Genomic DNA, 17,666 nt, shown 5'->3' with positions numbered 1-17,666 from the left:
TTTAAATCTTTCAGGCTCAAGCGTCCATATATCTCTGATGAAATCATAAGGAGATTTTCCTTATAAGCTTTTCAAACGGCCAGATTGTACGCCATGAGAAATACATGGAGGTGTTCTTTATGGCTGCCATAATGGTAACGCCCAACAGTCGCTTCCTTGATAGTCCGGTTCATCCGCTCTACTTGGCTGTTAGTCCAGGGATGTTTTACTTTGGTCAGTCGATGTTCAATCCCGTTGCGATGGCAGACACGGTCAAATGGCGTCATAAACGCCATAATATTACGTTTACGGTTGGTAAACTGGATGCCGTTATCCGTCCAAGATCGTATGAATCGTATATGGCACTGCTCCGATAAGATGCTTGAGAAAACTCTTGTCGATTCATCATGCAATTCCGCGTATGCATACAGCGAATACAGGCAGTTCGTGAAGACCATGAATGTCACAATAGAGGATTTTTTAACCTGGCTTACGGATGACTTTAGGACCCATAGGCGCATCAGACAAAGTCTCTTTTTCGCCATTTCTCAATAGTTTTTGGGTTCACACCATAACGTGCTATAAGCCTTATCAGGCTTTCTTGACTATTTTGTATTTCTCTACGTACTGCCGGAGTTGTCTTGGCGCGAGCATGGAAGTACATGTCCCATAGTTGTTCCCTTCTTAAGTGAAGTATTAACATGCACCATTGCTCAAGGGGGCTAACAGGTAGAAAATTGGTTTCGGTGAATTATCATTTGTATGTGACTATGCATGTTTTGTGGAGGGCTCAAATGAAAGCCAAAAGGTACACTGAGGAACAAATTATCCAAATTCTTAAGGGAAGGTGAAACTGGAGCGAAAATTGGGGAGCTATGCCGTAAACATGGCATAAGTGAGGATAGGCTACTACAACTGGAAAACCAAGTATACCGGAATGAACGTTAGCGATTAAAATCCCTTGAGGAAGAGAAACCGTCGGTTAAAGCAGCTTGTGTAGCAGGCCAAGCGCTCAATAACCTAGCTTTAAAAGAGCTATTGTCAAAAAACTTCTAAGGCCCGAGATAAAAAAGGAAGCAGCAAAATATCTTACTGTGAACCTCGGGCTGAGCGTGAGAAGGTTCCTATATCAAGATGATTCTGAATTGCGTCTGAGGATGAGAGAGCTAGGCAATACAGCGGAAAAGTTTGGTAGCCCAAGAATGCATATTCTGCTCAAGAGAGGAAGGGTTGGTTATCAACTATAAGCATACGGAACGCATCTACGAAGGTTTAGCGTTGTGCAGGAAACACCGGCGCAAAGGCGCTGCCGGTATCATACCTGCTTTGCAGCCAAATCAGAAGTGGAGTAGGACTTTGTATCAGATAGCATTGTAAACGGAAAACGCTTCCGAATTTTGAACATAGTGGATGACTATTCCAAAGAGTGCTTTGCAGTGGAAGTCGATACATCACTAGGGAGTATTTGCCTGAAATAATTACGTTAGATAATGGTCCTGAATTTATCGGCAAGGGTGGGTTTATCGCAAAGGCGTGAAACTTCCCTGGCAAGCTAACGGAAGAATGCGCGATGAATGCTTGAACGCAAATTGGGTTTTGAATCTGAATCACGCCAGACAGATTATCGAAAAATGGAGAATAGACTATAATACTGTTGTCTCATAGCTCTTTGGGAGGCATGTCACCTATAGGAATTCTTGGAATCAGGCGGAAAACTCTAAATGCTGTTGGCACTAGCTAAAGGGTGAGGTCAATTCAGCCATCAATCCCATCTGGCTCTTGTGAATAGAAATAATAGAACTCGGTAGTAGCATCCATATTCCATCACCAACGATAGCAAGTCAATTATACCCCCACGCAAGGACCTCCTTCCCTGACAGGTATAAGGAAGAGAATCTTGGAGAATTTCCTCTCCTTCTTTTCAGATCTTATTTAAACCACCTTTTAACCCAGCGCAGAGAACATTGTCTAGGGAAGGATGAGGCAATGATTTCCTTAAACTGCTGCTTGAGCCAACTCAATAAAGTGTTCGATAAGGTTGAGTTGGGAGTATGGCGGTAGAAAAATTAAGTTCATATCTGTGCTATCCAAGAGTATACAGACTGTTTTTGCGATGACGACAATAACCGTATGACACGGATTATCCTTTATGAGTCGTATGGAGGCAATGGATGCCGCAAGAACTGAGGGCGACAGCGCCGTGGTATACATGAATGTCCGTGTGCAGTCGGTGGTAACAGATGAAATTCAAACCAGGCCATTGTCTCGTGTTTATGCTTTCTTTCACTTGAATTGCGGTTTGCCTCGCAACGACCAGCCGTATTCCAGATGCAAGTAAATATCAATGCCCGTTTCATCAACATAGTCGAGACATCCCTTGGGAGTTTAAGTGATTTTTCTCAAGTATTCCGTTACTTGTTTAAAGTTTTACTTTTGGATCGTTTCGTCTTTTTTTGTGGGTGATTTCAACACAGCGGTGTCCAAGCTTCGCCGATCTCTTTATAAACAAGGTGTATACCGGGTGTTTACTTACATAGTCTTTCAGTTTATTCAGGATCCGCTGCGAAAGGGCTTCTTTATCCTCCGCTTTCCCCTGTCTTTGTATATAGCTGGTTACATCTGTTTAATGCTGCCAGACTCATATGAAAGGCTTCCCTGGTTTTGCGTTAGGTGCGTATGTCCTTCAACCCAATGCTCATACTTTCTTTCGTAAATCTTTACTGTACGCCATGCTTCCTGTTTTACTATTCCTTGTTCTCTGTTTTCTGGGGCATAACTTACGCCTATTCCAGTACGACGCTACCCCTGAGACTCGCCTGAATTTTATCTATATGCTTACCCGTAGAGTTTTTCATGGTCATAGGAAGGTTTTTGATATCACTATGATGAGTCTCATCTGGGATGAAGCGTTTGAAGTTCCGGTCTCGACTGGTGCGAGACCGGTGCGCATAAAGGCGATGATCGCTGATATGACAAGAAAGAACTTACTCATGATTAGCTTTCTTATTATATATTGTAGTTTACATTGCACACAGAGTCTTCGACTGTTTCTGTTGAGGGTTTTGTGGTTTTTGGAATTTATGTTGTTTGGTTTGGCTTCACGCGAGTGACCACAGCATCCTGCGTTATCACGTTCTTAAATAAGGATGCCGGGAAATATCTCTCCACCCTCCCACGAAAAATATTACGGAACTTTAACTGATCTTCGCTTTTTTGCTGTCATTCCGTGTTTGACATGGAATCCAGGCTTTTTTCGTTTTTCCTTTATGCTGTTTGTTCCATGTTTTGCATTTTTTCCTCCCCACTTGATGGCCTACAATGGGGCGTTATGAGCAAGAGCAGGCCTCAATGCAGACTCTTTATAGAGAATAAGGAAGGGAAAGTACTGCTCCAACTTAGAGACAACACACCTCAAATTCCGTCGCCGGATTGCTGGGGGACCTTCGGAGGGCAGATTGAAGAAGGCGAGAACCCTCTGAAGCGATCATGAGGGAGATCAGGGAAGAACTGATGTACAAACTTCATGAACATGAGTACTTCGGTAACTTTCCCTATGACGGCTATGATATTTTCATGTACAGAAAGATAGTCCCTGGTCTTTTTAAGGCCCGCTACCATAAAGATGAAATATACCATACTATCTATATGGAAATTAACGAAGCTCAATATGCACTGATATCAAACTGTTTACAAGCTGTTTTCCAAAGCACAGGAGACCTGCAGATATAAGCAACCTGCAAGTATTGAATGCCTGTATTTATGTTCTCAATAATGGGTGTAAATAGGAGGGGGCTGCCAAAAGAATACGGAAGCATACAATCTATACTAGGCTTGCTCGATGGGCAAAGAACAATATTCTGCAGAAAGCTTGTTCGATTACTTCAGGAACGGTGGATTATTGAGATTAATGGGTGCTTTAAAAAAACTGGACCCCAGCCTATTGGAAAAACACGCGGGGGCTGGAACACAAAAATTTATATGGTTGTCGCATCTGATAGGAACGCCGTAGTATTTTCACTTTCATCCGGTGAAGCGGGAGATGCACCGGATGGTGCAGTTTCAGAAGAAACTTTTCTTTTGATGGATCGTGCATATGAAGGCGATGAAACACGTTCCTTGGCAGTATTACTTGGTTTTTCACCTTTAGTGCCACCAAACAAGCAATCGAATAAAACCTTGGAGATATAATGAAGAACTCTACAAGAAGCGCAATCAGGTGGAGCGTCTATTCCGTAGAATTAAACGCTTCCGGCGAGTGTTCACACGGTATGATAAGTTAGATGTTATGTTTGCTACATTTGTTTTACTGGCATTGACCGTTGATGCCTTGCTTTATGTTAAAAGGGGTTAGTTGATGCCTTAACAGTGAGAGAAGGGTAATGCGCCCGATTTTTCTCGCTGGAAGAGGCGAAGAATATCGTCTGCGCGGCGAACTGCAAAGAAATAATCATAGCCTATTACAAAATATTTCATTAATCATTACAGAATGCGCCGCCGCAATCTGAGTTTATGACATGGCCAAGTGATCTAGAATAATTTTCTCAATCGTTTCCACATCAATCCGGTCTTTACCCCATTTAAGGATTTGATGGACTCCCCTAGGATGCCACACTAGGGGATCGAAATCGGTGAATATGGTGATAGTAAAGAGGCCGCACATCCCCGCAAGATGGGCCATCCCCGAATCATTCGATATAAAAACGCCGCCCTGTTCCAGGAAAGCCTTCATATCCGTCAATTCTTCTATGGTTGTGCTTTCGACAATTCCTAGGTCGAGGTCGAAAGGCTGGATTATGTATGTCTCTAAGCCTCTAGATTTCAGGGATTGATGAAGCTTGGTGAAATTATGATAATGCCATTTCCCTTTCTTTAACCTTTTTTCGGGGTAAAGAACGACTCTGGAAGAAGGCTTGGGCAATATTTCCCTTCTCAAAGCTGTGATGCCGGAATAAGTAAGTTGAGCTAATTGGTAATCTTCAATCCATTGATGCTCCGCAGCAAACTGCTGAATAACCACAGCTTTATCATCTTTCTGAGGGAAGCTGGAATTAGACATCCAAAGGCAGTCTTCCAGATCGCCAAAGGCACCCTCGGGATACATGTCGATGAAGAGGAGGTCGGTCCTAGAGAAGCGCTGCCATCGCTCTCTGAGAGTGCCTGCACGGTCTTTGCCGATGAAAATGATCTTTTCCCAGAGGATGTCCGTTGGCCTGTTTGAAAAGAGATATAGCCAACGGGCTGATTCGATGTTGTGGATCCGATCGAAGTAATTTTTGAAGAGATTGAAGAATCTCCTGGTCCCGAGACCCACCACTGACTCCCGGAAATGTCGGGTAATGGAAAGGAACGTTGACTCGGAAAGGCAAAAATCGCCAAGCCCCCCGAGATGAATGAGAAGAATCTCTTTGAATTCCATTACATAGAGGTTCTTACCGGCCGATCACGCGCGTGGCGCCGGAGAAAACTTAAGGTACTTATTTGAGACTGCTGAGGGCCTTCAAGATATTAGCCCCGCCCTTGTAAAATTCTTTTTTGTCCCCGTTTATTATCACACAGGAGGGAGTTTCCATGATCTTGTCCTCCTCAAGGTATCCTTCAAGGGCGGTGAAAACGGGTGTCACATCGTAGGGCTTGAAATGTATGTCATTCTTCCCGAGGTGTTCTTCCAGTTTTTTCGGATCGGTGATACTGTAAATACTTTTTTTAACGTTTTCTTTAGATGCCTCAAAGAGCACATTCCTCGCTCTGAACAGGTAGGCAGGATCCTTTTTTTCGTGAAAGATATACAGAAAATACCTTGTATAAAGAGAAGAATATTTGTGAAACGGGGTGTCGATGAATGTGATGGTCACAATGTTCCGCTTCACTAAGTCGGCAATGACAGGCTCGGCTTTGGGTTCAAAAGCCCTGCAGGGGGAGCAGTAATAGTCTGCGTAGAGACGGACCTTTATATTGCCTGTCCCCATAGAAGGCGGCTGATCAGCATTCGGGAGAGGTAGATTTTTTTCTTGGGCGGATAAACAAAACACGAGACTCACTGTGAGAATGAACGACGAAACTACTGTCACAAAACGCATGCGCTGATTCATTAGAAATATTTTATCCATCTGGAGCTCCATTGTAAAGAAAATAGAATGTTTCCGGTCTTCATAAAGAAATTGAAGCCCTGATGGTAGGAACGAATTTGACAAGAACTTGCGATATTCTGGACCAAGTCCGCATATTTGTCATAGCTGTCAAGGTACTACACCACCGGGCAATCTAGACATCCCTACCAGCTCAATCTCAATTCGGTGAAACAGAAGGTCCAGGAGATGATGAAAGACAGCGAAGCGAAATAGTCAAGTTTTTTTAAACACTTAATTGGGCGTCGGCAGCATGCTCCCTACTCAGCCACACTCTCTCCGGACGTTAATAAAATCATTAGACAGATATTCCAAATGATCGAGAAGATGGCGATGAATCTGGAAAAATTAGTTAAAGATAATTCCCCTTTCATATTGCCTTTTATTATCGCGGACATAGGGTTTCGTCAGAACTCAATTGCCCAAAAAGTGTATTCAACGCATATTGAAAAATAGAAGGCTTATTTTCATCGAAACTTATCTAAAGGCCGATATCCGGTGGTCTTTATGCGCTGAAGAATACAGACAAAATCGTAAGTTTGTATACGGAACGGGTCGTCGTCAGCCGCAGCGGAAGATCTATGTCGAGGTTGGCTACATTGAGTGTGGTAGATCGGTGGTGTCCGGGGACCGGTCCTCAGGACCATCACATGCACGCACAAGAAACTCGGAGAAGGCAAAGGGCTTGGGTAGTAATGGTGCTTCCTGTGTGCGGGCCTTATATGTGGTCGTCCATCGGGTATCTCGCGCTGGGGATTATTGTTAGGATTTTGAGCTTTGTCTTTTTTTCAACTTGACAATGAGGGAAAGCCTTTCAAGTTTCGGTGACATCAAGTCTACGGTGACGGCAGAAGGGCCAGGTGGAGAGCCCATCCTCTCCATTGGCACCGTTATCCACTGCAAAGCCCGTCTTTCTGAGTCTTTTTGCCGCACAAAAAGAAATAAACTGATCGTCTTCAATTTGTAGTACTTTTCCGAATATTTTTCTTGTTTTCCAGGCTTATTTGTTTCACAAATGAAGGCTGCTTTTATCACGGGTACGTGAAGGCTTGGAAGCAGAACCGGGAACCCGCAGGGATCGCAATGGACAATATGGAGTTGACAGACATTTCCTGACTTGATACCATTAATTCACTTCAAGGAGAAATGATGACAGAAAGAGACGAGTGGGGCGCGGACCCTCAGGTAAGGTATTTACGCTGCTCCTTTGCCCTGATGGAAAAAGCACAGGCCGACCTGCTTCGCTGTCTGAATGTTGCGTCTGATGACTATCGGCTCCGTCGGATTCGGGAGGCGGCGCTACACCTTTTCGAGCGTGGTGGCAGAATGGCGGGAAGGAGCGGTATTGTCATCGGTGAGGAAGATGCTGCCGTTCTCTATATCTACTGTTTTGCCCGCGCACTTGCAGCGAACCGTATTCCCGTGGCAGAGGAGATGTTACCCGCTCACGAGAAGATTGTCCTATTCATAAAAGAGGTGTTCAAATGATTCGTCGCCGTCTTTTTGGTCGATGTCGCATTTACCATGATCCCGTGAGCCCGGTGGCGAAGGCCCCGGCCCAGGTGGGTTGGACTGCTTGGTTTCGTACTATAGACCTCGTGACGCCTCAGCGGCTAAAAGGTGAGGAACTGCTACGGAGGACCAAGGGTTGGTGGACGGTAGATCCCAGCGATGTGGCGGAGATAGTAAACAGACACGGTAGGCTTGTGGTGGGTGATGGCGGTGAATTGATGGTGGAGTTCAAGGACGAAAATTCAGCTCAGACCCTTGCAGAGAATCTAGCCAAAAACTTCGGAGACCAAGTACAATTGGCCCCATAGGCAATTTTTATTATCGATGACGCAAAAAAAGCAGACTAAAAGCCTGTCTTTTTATTTCTGAGACTTCCGATGCTCATTTCTTGTGGCCTTGGCTGCGGCCGGTTCTTTATCTTTTTTTATTTCGGCGAGGCAGAATGCCACCGCCTCTTCCATCTTTTCTATGAATTTGAACTGCATGTTCTTTTTTATGCTTTCCGGGACTTCCTCGAGGTCCTTTTCATTCATTGTTGGTAGCGCGACGATGTTTATGCCAGCCCGCTTGGCTGCGAGCACCTTCTCCTTGATGCCTCCTACCTGCAGAACGAGGCCTCGTAATGTTATCTCGCCCGTCATCGCCACATCGTTTCTCGCGTGCCTGTCAGTGAGAAGCGAGACAAGGGAGACGAGCATGGTAATGCCCGCTGACGGTCCGTCTTTCGGAATTGCGCCTGCTGGTACGTGGATGTGGATATCGTTTTTTTCGAAAATCTCCTCGTCGATACCAAAGTCTGTCGCCTTGCTCCGAATATAGCTGAGAGCGGCCTGAGCCGATTCCTTCATTACGTCTCCGAGCTGGCCGGTAATGGTGAGAACACCCTTACCTCTCATCTTAGTCGACTCTATAAAGAGAATGTCGCCGCCAGTGGGTGTCCACGCGAGCCCTGTGGCGACCCCCGAGTACTTTGTCCTTTCAGCGACATCGGAAAAGTACTTTATGGGTCCGAGATAGCCGTGGATGTTTTCAGCGGTTATTACCTTCTTTTTTGTTTCTCCTTCGGCTACGTCTTTGGCCACAGTCCGGCACACGGCGGCTATTTCCCTCTCCAGGTTCCTGACGCCTGATTCTTTCGTGTGGGAACGGATAATCACCTTGACCCCCTCATCGTCGAATTCAATGAGGTCTTCGCTAAGGCCGTGCTCCTCCCGTTCCTTCGGAATGAGGAATTGCTTCGCGATCATGAGTTTTTCTTCCTCGGTATAACCGGGCAGATCAAGCACTTCCATTCGGTCTCTGAGGGCCGGAGGTATAGGGTCAAGCATGTTTGCCGTGGCGATGAACATTACCTTCGAAAGATCGAATGGGACTTCAAGATAATGATCACTGAAGGAGAAATTTTGCTCTGGGTCCAGAACCTCAAGAAGTGCGCTGGACGGGTCTCCCCGGAAATCCATACCTATTTTATCCACTTCGTCGAGCATGAAGATGGGGTTGTTTGAGCCCGCCTTCTTGATACCTTGGACTATTCGTCCGGGAAGTGCACCCACGTAAGTCCTCCGATGCCCTCTTATCTCTGCTTCATCCCGTATGCCCCCGAGAGATATCCTCATGAATTTCCTTCCGAGGGCCCTGGCGATTGACTTGCCGAGGGAGGTCTTGCCTACACCCGGAGGTCCGGCGAAGCAAAGGATGGGGCCTTTCATATCAGCCTTCAGTTTTCGGACCGCAAGATACTCTAGAATCCTCTTTTTTGCCTTGGTAAGGTCATAGTGGTCCTCGTCGAGAATCCTGCTCGCATCCTTTATGTCGAGATTGTCTTCGGTGGAAAAAGACCACGGTAATTCGGTCAGCCAGTCGAGGTATGTTCTCGACACGGTGTATTCCGCAGACATGGTACTCATTTTTGAAAGCCTGTCCAGCTCTTTTTCCGCCACCTTTTTTACCTCAGGTGACATATTTGCTTCTTCTATCTTCTTCCCGATCTCGCTTATCTCCTGCAGTCTGTCATCGGTTTCCCCAAGCTCTTTCTGGATGGCCTTGAGCTGTTCCCTTAAATAGTATTCCCTCTGGGTCTTGTCTATGCCTTCCTTCACATGAGACTGAATGCGACTGGAGAGTTCCAAGGTCTCGACTTCCCGGTTTAGGAGTATGGTTACCTTCTTGAGTCTTTCCTTTAAACCTAGTTTTTCTAGGATTTCCTGTTTTTCTGTTACGCCTATGTTAATAGTCGATGCAATGAGATCCGCCAGATTGCCAGGGTTCTCTATCTTTGTGGCGATCTGAGTCAATTCTGACGAGAGGTATGGCGCCATCTCAATCGCTTTTTTGTAAAGGTTTTTGAGGTTGATATACATGGCATCAGCCTCAATGTCTTTCTGGTATTCCTCGAATATGGGCAGGAGCCTCGCGGTGAGGTGAGGTTCTTTCTGGACGAACTCGACAAGCTTGAAACGGCAGAGTCCCTGCACCACTACCCTCTGGCTTCCATCTACCATCTTTACCATCTTCATGATCGTTGCAATGGTTCCGATAGTATAAAGATCATCTATCCCAGGATCCTCTATGTCGGGGTTCTTCTGGGTTATGATCCCTATCATCTTGTCTTTGTTCATCGCCTCGTCCACGAGACGTATGGACTTTTCCCTGCCGACTATAAGAGGCATCACGAGATCAGGATATGCGACAGTCCCGCGCAGAGGTAGTATGGGAACCTCTGCCGGTATGAATAACCTGTCTTTCGCGGCCTTGTCGTTCTTAAACCCAATTACCATTCAACCCCCCTATTTTTTTACATCCTCAAACTCAGCGTCAACCACGTCCTCATCTCTTCTTGGTCCACCCTGAGGCTCACTCCCTGTCCCCTGGGTTCCCTGTTCTGTGGTGGTGGAGCTCTTCTTATAGAGCGTTTCTGCGAGTTTATGAGAAGCTTTCGTGAGGTCGTCGGCGGCCCTCTTGATCCGGTCACTGTCCTCGCTCTTTATAGCCTCTTTTGCTGCCGTGAGTGCATCCTCCACTGACCTGATGTCATCGGCCGTAAGCTTGTCTTTATTTTCGTTCAATGTCTTTTCTGTGGTGTATATCAAGTTATCGAGCTGATTCCGGGCCTCAATGTCTGATTTCCTCTTCTTGTCTTCTTCCGAATGTATCTCGGAGTCATGTACCATCCTTTTTATCTCTTCCTCGTTTAGTCCTGTTGACGCTGTTATGGTAATGTTTTGTTCCTTGCCAGTCGCGATGTCTTTTGCTGCCACATGGAGTATTCCATTGGCGTCTATGTCGAATGTAACCTCTATCTGGGGGATCCCTCTTGGCGCCGGAGGAAGACCTATGAGGTGGAACCTCCCAAGAGTCCTGTTGTCTCTTGCAAACTCTCTTTCACCCTGCAGGACATGGATTTCCACGTTGGTCTGGCTATCCTCAGCAGTGGTAAAGATCTGACTCTTCTTTGTCGGTATGGTCGTATTCCGTTCTATAATCCTCGTCATGACGCCGCCCAAGGTTTCGATACCCAGGGAGAGTGGGGTCACGTCGAGGAGGAGTACATCCTTAACCTCTCCAGCAAGGACTCCGGCCTGGACTGCGGCGCCTAAGGCCACCACCTCGTCTGGGTTGACACCTCTATGAGGTTCCTTGTTAAAAAAGTTCTTTACCAGATCCTGGACCTTGGGAATTCTTGTTGACCCGCCCACGAGCACGACCTCGTCGATCTGCTCGGCAGTCAGTTTTGCATCGTCAAGGGCTCTCTTGCAGGGCCCCATGGATCTCTGGATAATATCATCGGCCAATTGCTCCAGCTCTGCTCTCCTCATTCTCAGGGTTAGGTGTTTGGGACCGGTCTGGTCGGCGGTAATAAATGGGAGGTTTATCTCAGTCTCTACAGTGGCCGACAATTCAATTTTCGCCCTTTCCGCTGCCTCTTTAAGCCTCTGGAGAGCCATTTTGTCTTTTGACAGGTCAATACCTTGATCCTTCATGAACTCGGCTACTATCCAGTCTATGATCTTCTGGTCTATGTCGTCCCCGCCTAGGTGTGTATCACCGTTGGTTGATTTTACTTCCACCACGTTGTCCCCCACTTCCAATATGGAGATGTCGAAGGTGCCCCCGCCAAAGTCATACACTGCGATCGTTTCATTCTTTTTCTTGTCCAAGCCATACGCGAGAGCTGATGCGGTCGGTTCGTTGATGATCCGGAGCACGTTCAGCGCCGCTATTCTTCCCGCATCTTTTGTCGCCTGACGCTGAGAGTCGTTGAAGTACGCCGGGACGGTGACGACAGCGTCTTCTATCGTCTGGCCGAGATATGCTTCAGCCGACTTCCTCAGTTTCTGAAGGATGAAGGCCGAAATCTCCTGGGGTGTGTATTGCTTACCCCTTACGTCGACCCGAGCGTTGCCCTCCTGGTCGGCCACGACCCTGTAAGGCAGTGTCTTAATTTCTTCCTGTATTTCGCTATACCTTCTACCCATAAATCTCTTGATCGAGAATATGGTGTTTTCCGGGTTGGTGATAGCCTGTCTCCTTGCAGTCTGGCCGACGAGTATCTGTCCGTCTTTCGTGAAGGCTACAACGCTTGGCGTAAGTCTGCTGCCCTCCTCATTGATAATTACTTTCGGATCTCCACCTTCCATTATCGCAACGACGGAGTTTGTTGTCCCGAGATCAATCCCTATTACTTTTTTTGCCATATGAAGCCCCCTCTTCTGGAGAATTAATTTTTGAACTAAATATAATGTCGGTAGGCGCCATTGTCAACATTAACCGCTTATAATATTTGGAAAATGTTACGTTGTTCCAAAGAAAGACACCGAGGAACATGGTAAAACTGAGAAGAACTATGGTGGCTCCTGTTGGAATGTCGGCGAGAAAAGAGATGACTGTGCCAAAAACCACGGAAAATACCCCCACGGCTCCTGCTATTACGATGGTTGCCTTGAACCCTTTCCCCATCTGGAGCGCGGTCACTGCGGGAAGTACCAGTAAGGCGGAGATCAGCATTATTCCCACAACCCGCATGGCAAGCACTACTGTGAGGGCGGTGGTGAGCACGAGAATCATGTTCATCGCCCCGACCTTTATGCCGGCCGCCCTCGCCGATTCCTCGTCCAAGGTGACAGATAACATATCGTGATAGAACGCCGCGATTGTCATGATGAGGATTACTGATAGCACGATAGATGAGACTACCTCCGCACTCCCTATGGCGAGAATATTTCCGAAGAGGTAGCTGAAAAGATCAATATTGAACCCCCCGGCCGCACTGGCAAGGAGTATTCCTCCCGAGATGCCGATAGAGGATACGATGGCAATAGCCGTGTCTCCGTATATCTTGGTTCTCTCGGTGAGTTTCATGATCCCCAGGGAACTGAGCATTACCAGGGGCGCTGCCACATACATGGGGTATACTCTAAGCAGAAGGCCGACCGCCACGCTTCCGAAGGTGACGTGAGCGAGACCATCCCCAATGAGGGGCAGGCGTCTTAGTACCAGAAAAACCCCCAAAGTGGAGCAGAGTACGGCAATGAACGAACCGGCGATGAGCGCCCTCTGAATGAAGCCGTGGCTGAAAAAGTCAAGCAATTCCATACCGTTCATCTCTCGCAAGCCCTTGGTGTTTGCTCGTGCCTGTGGCAGATGAGGTGCTGTGAGAACTCTCCGAAATAAGCTGTCATGCCGCTCGACATGCAGAACGCCTCAAAGGTCCCGCAGAAGACTACCCGCTTATCGAGATAGAGCAATTTTGAAGCATGCTCGCCTATGGTGCCAGTATCATGGGTAATTATGATGATTGTGACCAGTTTGTTCTGGTTGAGATCCTTCAAGGTTCCGAAAAACTTTTCTCTCGTTTCCGGGTCGAGGGCGGTAGTTGGCTCATCCAGTATCAGAAGCTCTGGCTCACCGACAAGGGCTTTGGCCAGGAAGACTCTTTGCTGTTGGCCTCCCGATAACTCTCCTATTAGCTCGTTGCCGATACTGCTGATGTCCATGAGGTCAAGAACACTGTCAACAGATGTCCTGTCCTGGCGGGACATCTGTTTGGGGAATGTTTTCTTAGAAAGGAGTCCCAGAGAGACGACTTCTCTTACCGTTGCGGGAAAAAGGGGGCTGAAAGAGGTCATCCTCTGGGGAAGATATCCGATCTTGTGCCATTCGCGGAATTTCGCAGGGTTTTGCCCGAAAAGACGGATGACCCCCCCGTAAGGCTTGAAGAGTCCTAGGAGCAGCTTTATCAGTGTGGTCTTGCCGGAACCGTTGGGTCCAACGAGCCCGAGATAGTCCCCTTTTTCCAGCATGAACGTGGCGTCCGTAAGGACCTCCGTCGAATTATAGCAGAAATAGAGGTGCTCCGCAGAGACGATGCTTAGCGGCATTCGAGCCCCTTCATGAGGTTCGTCAGGTTTTGTTCCATGATGGATATAAAGGTGGTCCCTTTCTCCAGATCATCTTTGCTTATATTGTGGGCGCCGTGAAGGAAAAGGAGATCCGCTCCCGTCTCCCGCGCTAACATCTCGGCAACCCTGGGTGTGATCAATTCTTCATAATAGATGTACTTGACTTCATTATCTTTCACCAGTTTTTTCAATTCCATTATCTTTCTCGGAGAAGGCTCGGCATCGGGAGACCCTTGATACGCCGACACATACGCAAGATTGTAGTGTTTGGCTAGATAATTGAAGGCGAAATGGCCACCGTGGACAAAGAGACGGTGCCGGCAGTTTGAGAGACTGGTCTTGAATTCCCGGTCAAGGGCGCTCAATCTGGCGCCGTATTGTGCGGTGTTTTTCATATAAAAGTTTTTCCCTGACGGATCCTTTGATATGAAGCCGTCTCGTATATTGTCCACCATATTCTGGACATTCGTGAGATCAAGCCAGATGTGAGGATCAAGTTTGTCTTCCGGGTGATGTTCAATCGGTTCTCCCTGTCGGGTTTTTTCGCATCCGTGGAGGGGGCTTACGTCTGAAAGAAGGGTAATACCCTTGCTCGCGTTTATTACCAGGAGTTTCTTGTTGTCTATGCTTTTCAGGATATTTTCCACCCACGGTTCCATTTTTTTGTCTGTATAAACGAAGATGTCTGCATCATTTATTCTGATTACGTCTCCCGGTTTTGGTTCAAAACTGTGAGGCTCGAGTCCTGGAGGCAAAATGAGTGTGACATGCGCCTGCTCCCCGCCCACATTCCGGGCAAAATCGTAGAGCGGGAAAAGTGTGGTAATGATCTTGAGCTTCCCTTTATCAACCGGCGGATGAACTCTTTCCCGGCATGAGGTGACGCAGATGAAGATGGCCAGGCAGATCGAAATAATGGTTAATGGATATCTCGCCTTCATTTATCGCATTTCTCACAGAAGCCGAAAACCTGCAGCAAGTGGGCGACAACCGTACCTTTCAGGCCACCTTCTACTTCTTTTCGTATCTCTTCCAACCCGCAAAAGCTGATGTCGAGGACCCTCCGGCATGAAATGCAGACGAAGTGATGATGGTGGCTCGTTTCGGCGTTGTGGCAAAAATAGTAATAGAGCTTACGATCAGGATGGAGGATTTTAATGATCAGACCGCCTTCAGCCAAATCTTCAAGGTTGCGGTACACGGTGGAGAGTCCGATCTTACCGAACCGACCCTTCATCTTCTGCCACACTTTCTCCGGACTTGCGTACACGGGTTCACTCGCGAGGATTTCAAGAATGGCGAGCCTTTTGGGTGTTGCCTTAAGATGAAGCTTCCTAATGGAAGTCTGAAAATCGGTGGTCAAAACTTTTCCTATAAATGAGAATAATTTCTACTTAGATAGTATAGGGATTTACACTTTTTGTGTCAAGGGAATAAGAGCGACTTCATTTTATTTACGGGGCAGCCTTTGTCGTGCCATTCAGAAAGTCCGTCTATGAGGGTCAAAATATTCATATACCCTGCTTTTAGCCGCTACCGCGGCAATAGAAGACGATAGCCATATTTTTCCTCTCAGGGATAGGCCGATGGCAATCCTGACCTTTTCCTGCGGCATGAGGATTGTGCCCCTGGTATGTGTTCGTCCCGGCGGTATTCAGCTCGGTTCTCGTATCGACTACGAGAACAGGCTTGCCCGAGGCGAGCATAGTGTACAGTTTTTCCGCGTCCAGGCCCTTGGGGTGCTGAAATTGCAGGTAGTGGCAATTAAGAGGGGCGAGACAAGAAAAAGGAGGTATCCGATCCTGCGGAACAACATGTCAGGAGACGGTTTGAAAAAAACCGCTTTGCTCATCAATTTTTTTTGCGAAATATCTGTGCAATCTTATTTCGCGCTTCCTCGGCTTGGTCGTGGGAGAGCTTCAAACCGAAAGAGGTTTTCTCAGATTTTGCCTCAATGCGGTAAATCCGTTCCTTCTTTGAAGCCTGCTCTTTCATGCCAGCCGGAGGCTCGGGGTCAACGCCGATTGCATTTCTTACATCCTCCGGAAACTTGCCGGGATCGGCGGTCTCGTATACCACGGCAGGGAGCGTGTGATTCCCCCTGAGATAGAGATCAAGGGCTCGCCATCCCACTGCTCCATGGGGGTCCAAGACGATCCCGTATCTGCCATATACCTCTTTCATGGTGTCGTAATGCTCATGGTTTTTGACCCCCACGGAGAACAGGTCTCTTTGCATAGCAGCCATGTCGGGCATTATGTCAATTATGCCGGGTGTCAATACCTTTTTGGTGGAGGGATCTATATCATCGTACATGTGGCCGCCGTAAAAGTCTATCAATCGGGCGAGGTTGCTGGGGTGGGAGACGATCATGGCGGAGGAGGGACATTTAACGGCGGGTCTCACCTTGTATTTGCCTGATTCAAGAAACTCGGGGAACTCGATATTCTCATTGACTCCGCAAATGATCTTTGAGATGGGAAGGCCCATCTGCTTTGCGATCACAGTGCCCATCATGTCCCCGAAATTACCCGACGGGATGCTGGCTATTACCTGCTCTCCCGCCCCTGCGATCCGTGAATAGGCAAAAAAAGGATAAACCGCTTGAGGGAGGAGCCTCCCCAGGCTAATGGAGTTGGCGGAGGTGAACCTGTCGCTGTCGCCAAAGACCTCTTTCGCGAAGGCCTTGTCTTCGAGCAAGTTTTTGGCCATTGCTTGGCAGACATCAAAGTCTCCGTTCACTTCGAAGGTGTAAATATTACTCCCAAGAGTGGTCATCTGACGCCTTTGCCCTTCGCTAATTGAGTCTTTGGGGAAGAATACGATATTATCCACGTTTTCTAGATCGTAAAGCGCGTCTGCCACGGCTCCGCCCGTGTCACCGCTGGTAGCCACGACAACTACCTTTCGCAGGTTCTTTTGTCCGAGGAAGAAATTGAGCGCTTTGCCGAAGAAACGGGCTGCATAATCTTTGAAAGAGTAAGTGGGGCCATGGGTAAGCCACATAATGTGGGTTCTCCCGGCTACATGCTGCACCGTGGTGAGGATTTTGTCCTCGGAGTATACATCAAGGAGGAGCTTTTTAAGCTCGCCTGGTGGGCTGAACTCGGAGCCAAGAAAGGGATTAAGTATTTGATAGGCGATCTCGGCGTAGGACATAGTTCTCAGGGAGTTGATAAGGTCTGGCTCAAGTATTGGGATGTCATGCCGGGCTACCATGTAGAGTCCATATTTGGAACCCATGCCGTTTAAAAGTGCGGTGCGGAAATCAACCCGTTCGTCTTTATTGTTTATATTGTAATAAGTGATAGGTTTCACAGTTTGTCTCCTTGGATTGTGAGCCCATGCTGGGTCACGAGTTAAATATACAGAATGTGAGGTGTTTTTTCAACTGGATAGAGGAGTTGTGGTGCTACTTTGATGTTGGAGTGGATTGGCGTGAGGCAGTGGATAGGTCTCGGTGGGTTGGTCATTTACGCCGGCATCATCCAGTTTCAAAAAGCGGATGTCAATAGAACCTCCCCATACCTCCCACCCTGAGGCCTTGCGGCATCTTTTTGCAAACATTGTTTTGATGTTTTGAGTAGAATACCCTCTCTCGTCCTTCCAAGAACCAGAAGCAGACAGCCTTTTAAAGGATGAGAAGTAATAA

16 protein-coding genes and 3 pseudogenes are annotated in these 17,666 nt (G+C 47.4%); 7 read left to right on the top strand and 12 right to left on the bottom strand.

Annotated features, from left to right (window positions below; all coding sequences use genetic code 11):
* Positions 1-369 (bottom strand): annotated as a pseudogene (locus tag LBQ00_02265) (integrase core domain-containing protein).
* A 136-nt stretch (positions 370-505) separates the two neighbouring features.
* Positions 506-643 (bottom strand): annotated as a pseudogene (locus LBQ00_02260) (IS481 family transposase).
* Between the two features lie 130 nt (positions 644-773).
* Here LBQ00_02260 and LBQ00_02255 point away from each other — a divergent pair.
* The 5 genes and pseudogenes from LBQ00_02255 (at position 774) to LBQ00_02235 (ending at position 4,330) form a co-directional block, all read left to right on the top strand.
* Positions 774-1,720: pseudogene (locus LBQ00_02255) on the top strand (transposase).
* Positions 1,721-3,307: 1,587 nt separating this feature from the next.
* Positions 3,308-3,469: an NUDIX domain-containing protein gene (locus tag LBQ00_02250; GenBank protein ID MDR2017692.1), complete on the top strand. Its 162-nt coding sequence runs from the start codon at positions 3,308-3,310 to the stop codon at positions 3,467-3,469.
* Complete coding sequence (locus tag LBQ00_02245; GenBank protein MDR2017691.1) at positions 3,466-3,708, top strand: hypothetical protein; 243 nt, start codon at positions 3,466-3,468, stop codon at positions 3,706-3,708. Before LBQ00_02250 ends, LBQ00_02245 begins: the two co-directional genes overlap by 4 nt.
* Before the next feature lie 18 nt (positions 3,709-3,726).
* Positions 3,727-4,167 carry a hypothetical protein gene (locus tag LBQ00_02240; protein ID MDR2017690.1) on the top strand — a complete coding sequence of 147 codons (441 nt, stop codon included), beginning with the start codon at positions 3,727-3,729 and terminating at the stop codon, positions 4,165-4,167.
* The gene (locus LBQ00_02235; protein MDR2017689.1) at positions 4,148-4,330 is read left to right on the top strand and encodes a transposase; all 183 of its coding nucleotides are present in this window, start codon (positions 4,148-4,150) and stop codon (positions 4,328-4,330) included. The genes LBQ00_02240 and LBQ00_02235 overlap by 20 nt, the downstream gene beginning before the upstream one ends.
* Before the next feature lie 156 nt (positions 4,331-4,486).
* Here the strand turns inward: LBQ00_02235 and LBQ00_02230 are convergent, their stop codons facing one another.
* Together LBQ00_02230 and LBQ00_02225 are read right to left on the bottom strand one after the other, a co-directional pair.
* A complete protein-coding gene (locus LBQ00_02230; GenBank protein MDR2017688.1) occupies positions 4,487-5,395 on the bottom strand; it encodes a hypothetical protein in 909 nt (302 codons plus the stop codon).
* Positions 5,396-5,453: 58 nt separating this feature from the next.
* On the bottom strand, positions 5,454-6,086 hold the full coding sequence (locus LBQ00_02225; protein MDR2017687.1) for a DsbA family protein: 633 nt from the start codon (positions 6,084-6,086) through the stop codon (positions 5,454-5,456).
* Positions 6,087-7,250: 1,164 nt separating this feature from the next.
* Here LBQ00_02225 and LBQ00_02220 point away from each other — a divergent pair.
* Both LBQ00_02220 and LBQ00_02215 read left to right on the top strand, forming a co-directional pair.
* Entirely contained in the window at positions 7,251-7,592 is a 342-nt protein-coding gene (locus LBQ00_02220) for a hypothetical protein (protein MDR2017686.1), read from the top strand.
* A gap of 53 nt (positions 7,593-7,645) precedes the next feature.
* Positions 7,646-7,924 (top strand): hypothetical protein, encoded by a 279-nt coding sequence (locus LBQ00_02215; GenBank protein MDR2017685.1) that lies wholly within the window; start codon positions 7,646-7,648, stop codon positions 7,922-7,924.
* A 51-nt stretch (positions 7,925-7,975) separates the two neighbouring features.
* On the opposite strand, the gene lon is transcribed toward LBQ00_02215, so the two are convergent.
* The 8 genes from lon to thrC form a co-directional block, all read right to left on the bottom strand.
* Entirely contained in the window at positions 7,976-10,393 is a 2,418-nt protein-coding gene (gene lon / locus LBQ00_02210; protein MDR2017684.1) for an endopeptidase La, read from the bottom strand.
* 9 nt (positions 10,394-10,402) lie between these two features.
* The gene (gene dnaK, locus LBQ00_02205) at positions 10,403-12,310 is read right to left on the bottom strand and encodes a molecular chaperone DnaK (GenBank protein ID MDR2017683.1); all 1,908 of its coding nucleotides are present in this window, start codon (positions 12,308-12,310) and stop codon (positions 10,403-10,405) included.
* Positions 12,285-13,208 carry a metal ABC transporter permease gene (locus tag LBQ00_02200; protein ID MDR2017682.1) on the bottom strand — a complete coding sequence of 308 codons (924 nt, stop codon included), beginning with the start codon at positions 13,206-13,208 and terminating at the stop codon, positions 12,285-12,287. The genes dnaK and LBQ00_02200 overlap by 26 nt, the downstream gene beginning before the upstream one ends.
* 5 nt (positions 13,209-13,213) lie before the next feature.
* Complete coding sequence (locus tag LBQ00_02195) at positions 13,214-13,993, bottom strand: ABC transporter ATP-binding protein (GenBank protein MDR2017681.1); 780 nt, start codon at positions 13,991-13,993, stop codon at positions 13,214-13,216.
* Positions 13,984-14,955, bottom strand: a complete 972-nt coding sequence (locus tag LBQ00_02190; protein MDR2017680.1) for a metal ABC transporter substrate-binding protein — start codon at positions 14,953-14,955, stop codon at positions 13,984-13,986. Before LBQ00_02190 ends, LBQ00_02195 begins: the two co-directional genes overlap by 10 nt.
* Entirely contained in the window at positions 14,952-15,377 is a 426-nt protein-coding gene (locus LBQ00_02185; GenBank protein ID MDR2017679.1) for a transcriptional repressor, read from the bottom strand. Before LBQ00_02185 ends, LBQ00_02190 begins: the two co-directional genes overlap by 4 nt.
* 163 nt (positions 15,378-15,540) lie before the next feature.
* A complete protein-coding gene (locus LBQ00_02180) occupies positions 15,541-15,720 on the bottom strand; it encodes a hypothetical protein (GenBank protein MDR2017678.1) in 180 nt (59 codons plus the stop codon).
* Between the two features lie 145 nt (positions 15,721-15,865).
* Positions 15,866-17,332, bottom strand: a complete 1,467-nt coding sequence (thrC, locus tag LBQ00_02175; protein ID MDR2017677.1) for a threonine synthase — start codon at positions 17,330-17,332, stop codon at positions 15,866-15,868.
* Positions 17,333-17,666 lie beyond the last annotated feature (334 nt).

It is taken from the genome of Syntrophobacterales bacterium (genome assembly GCA_031274925.1).
GTDB lineage: Bacteria > Desulfobacterota > Syntrophorhabdia > Syntrophorhabdales > Syntrophorhabdaceae > PNOM01.
This window is presented reverse-complemented; position numbering and strand designations above follow the sequence as displayed.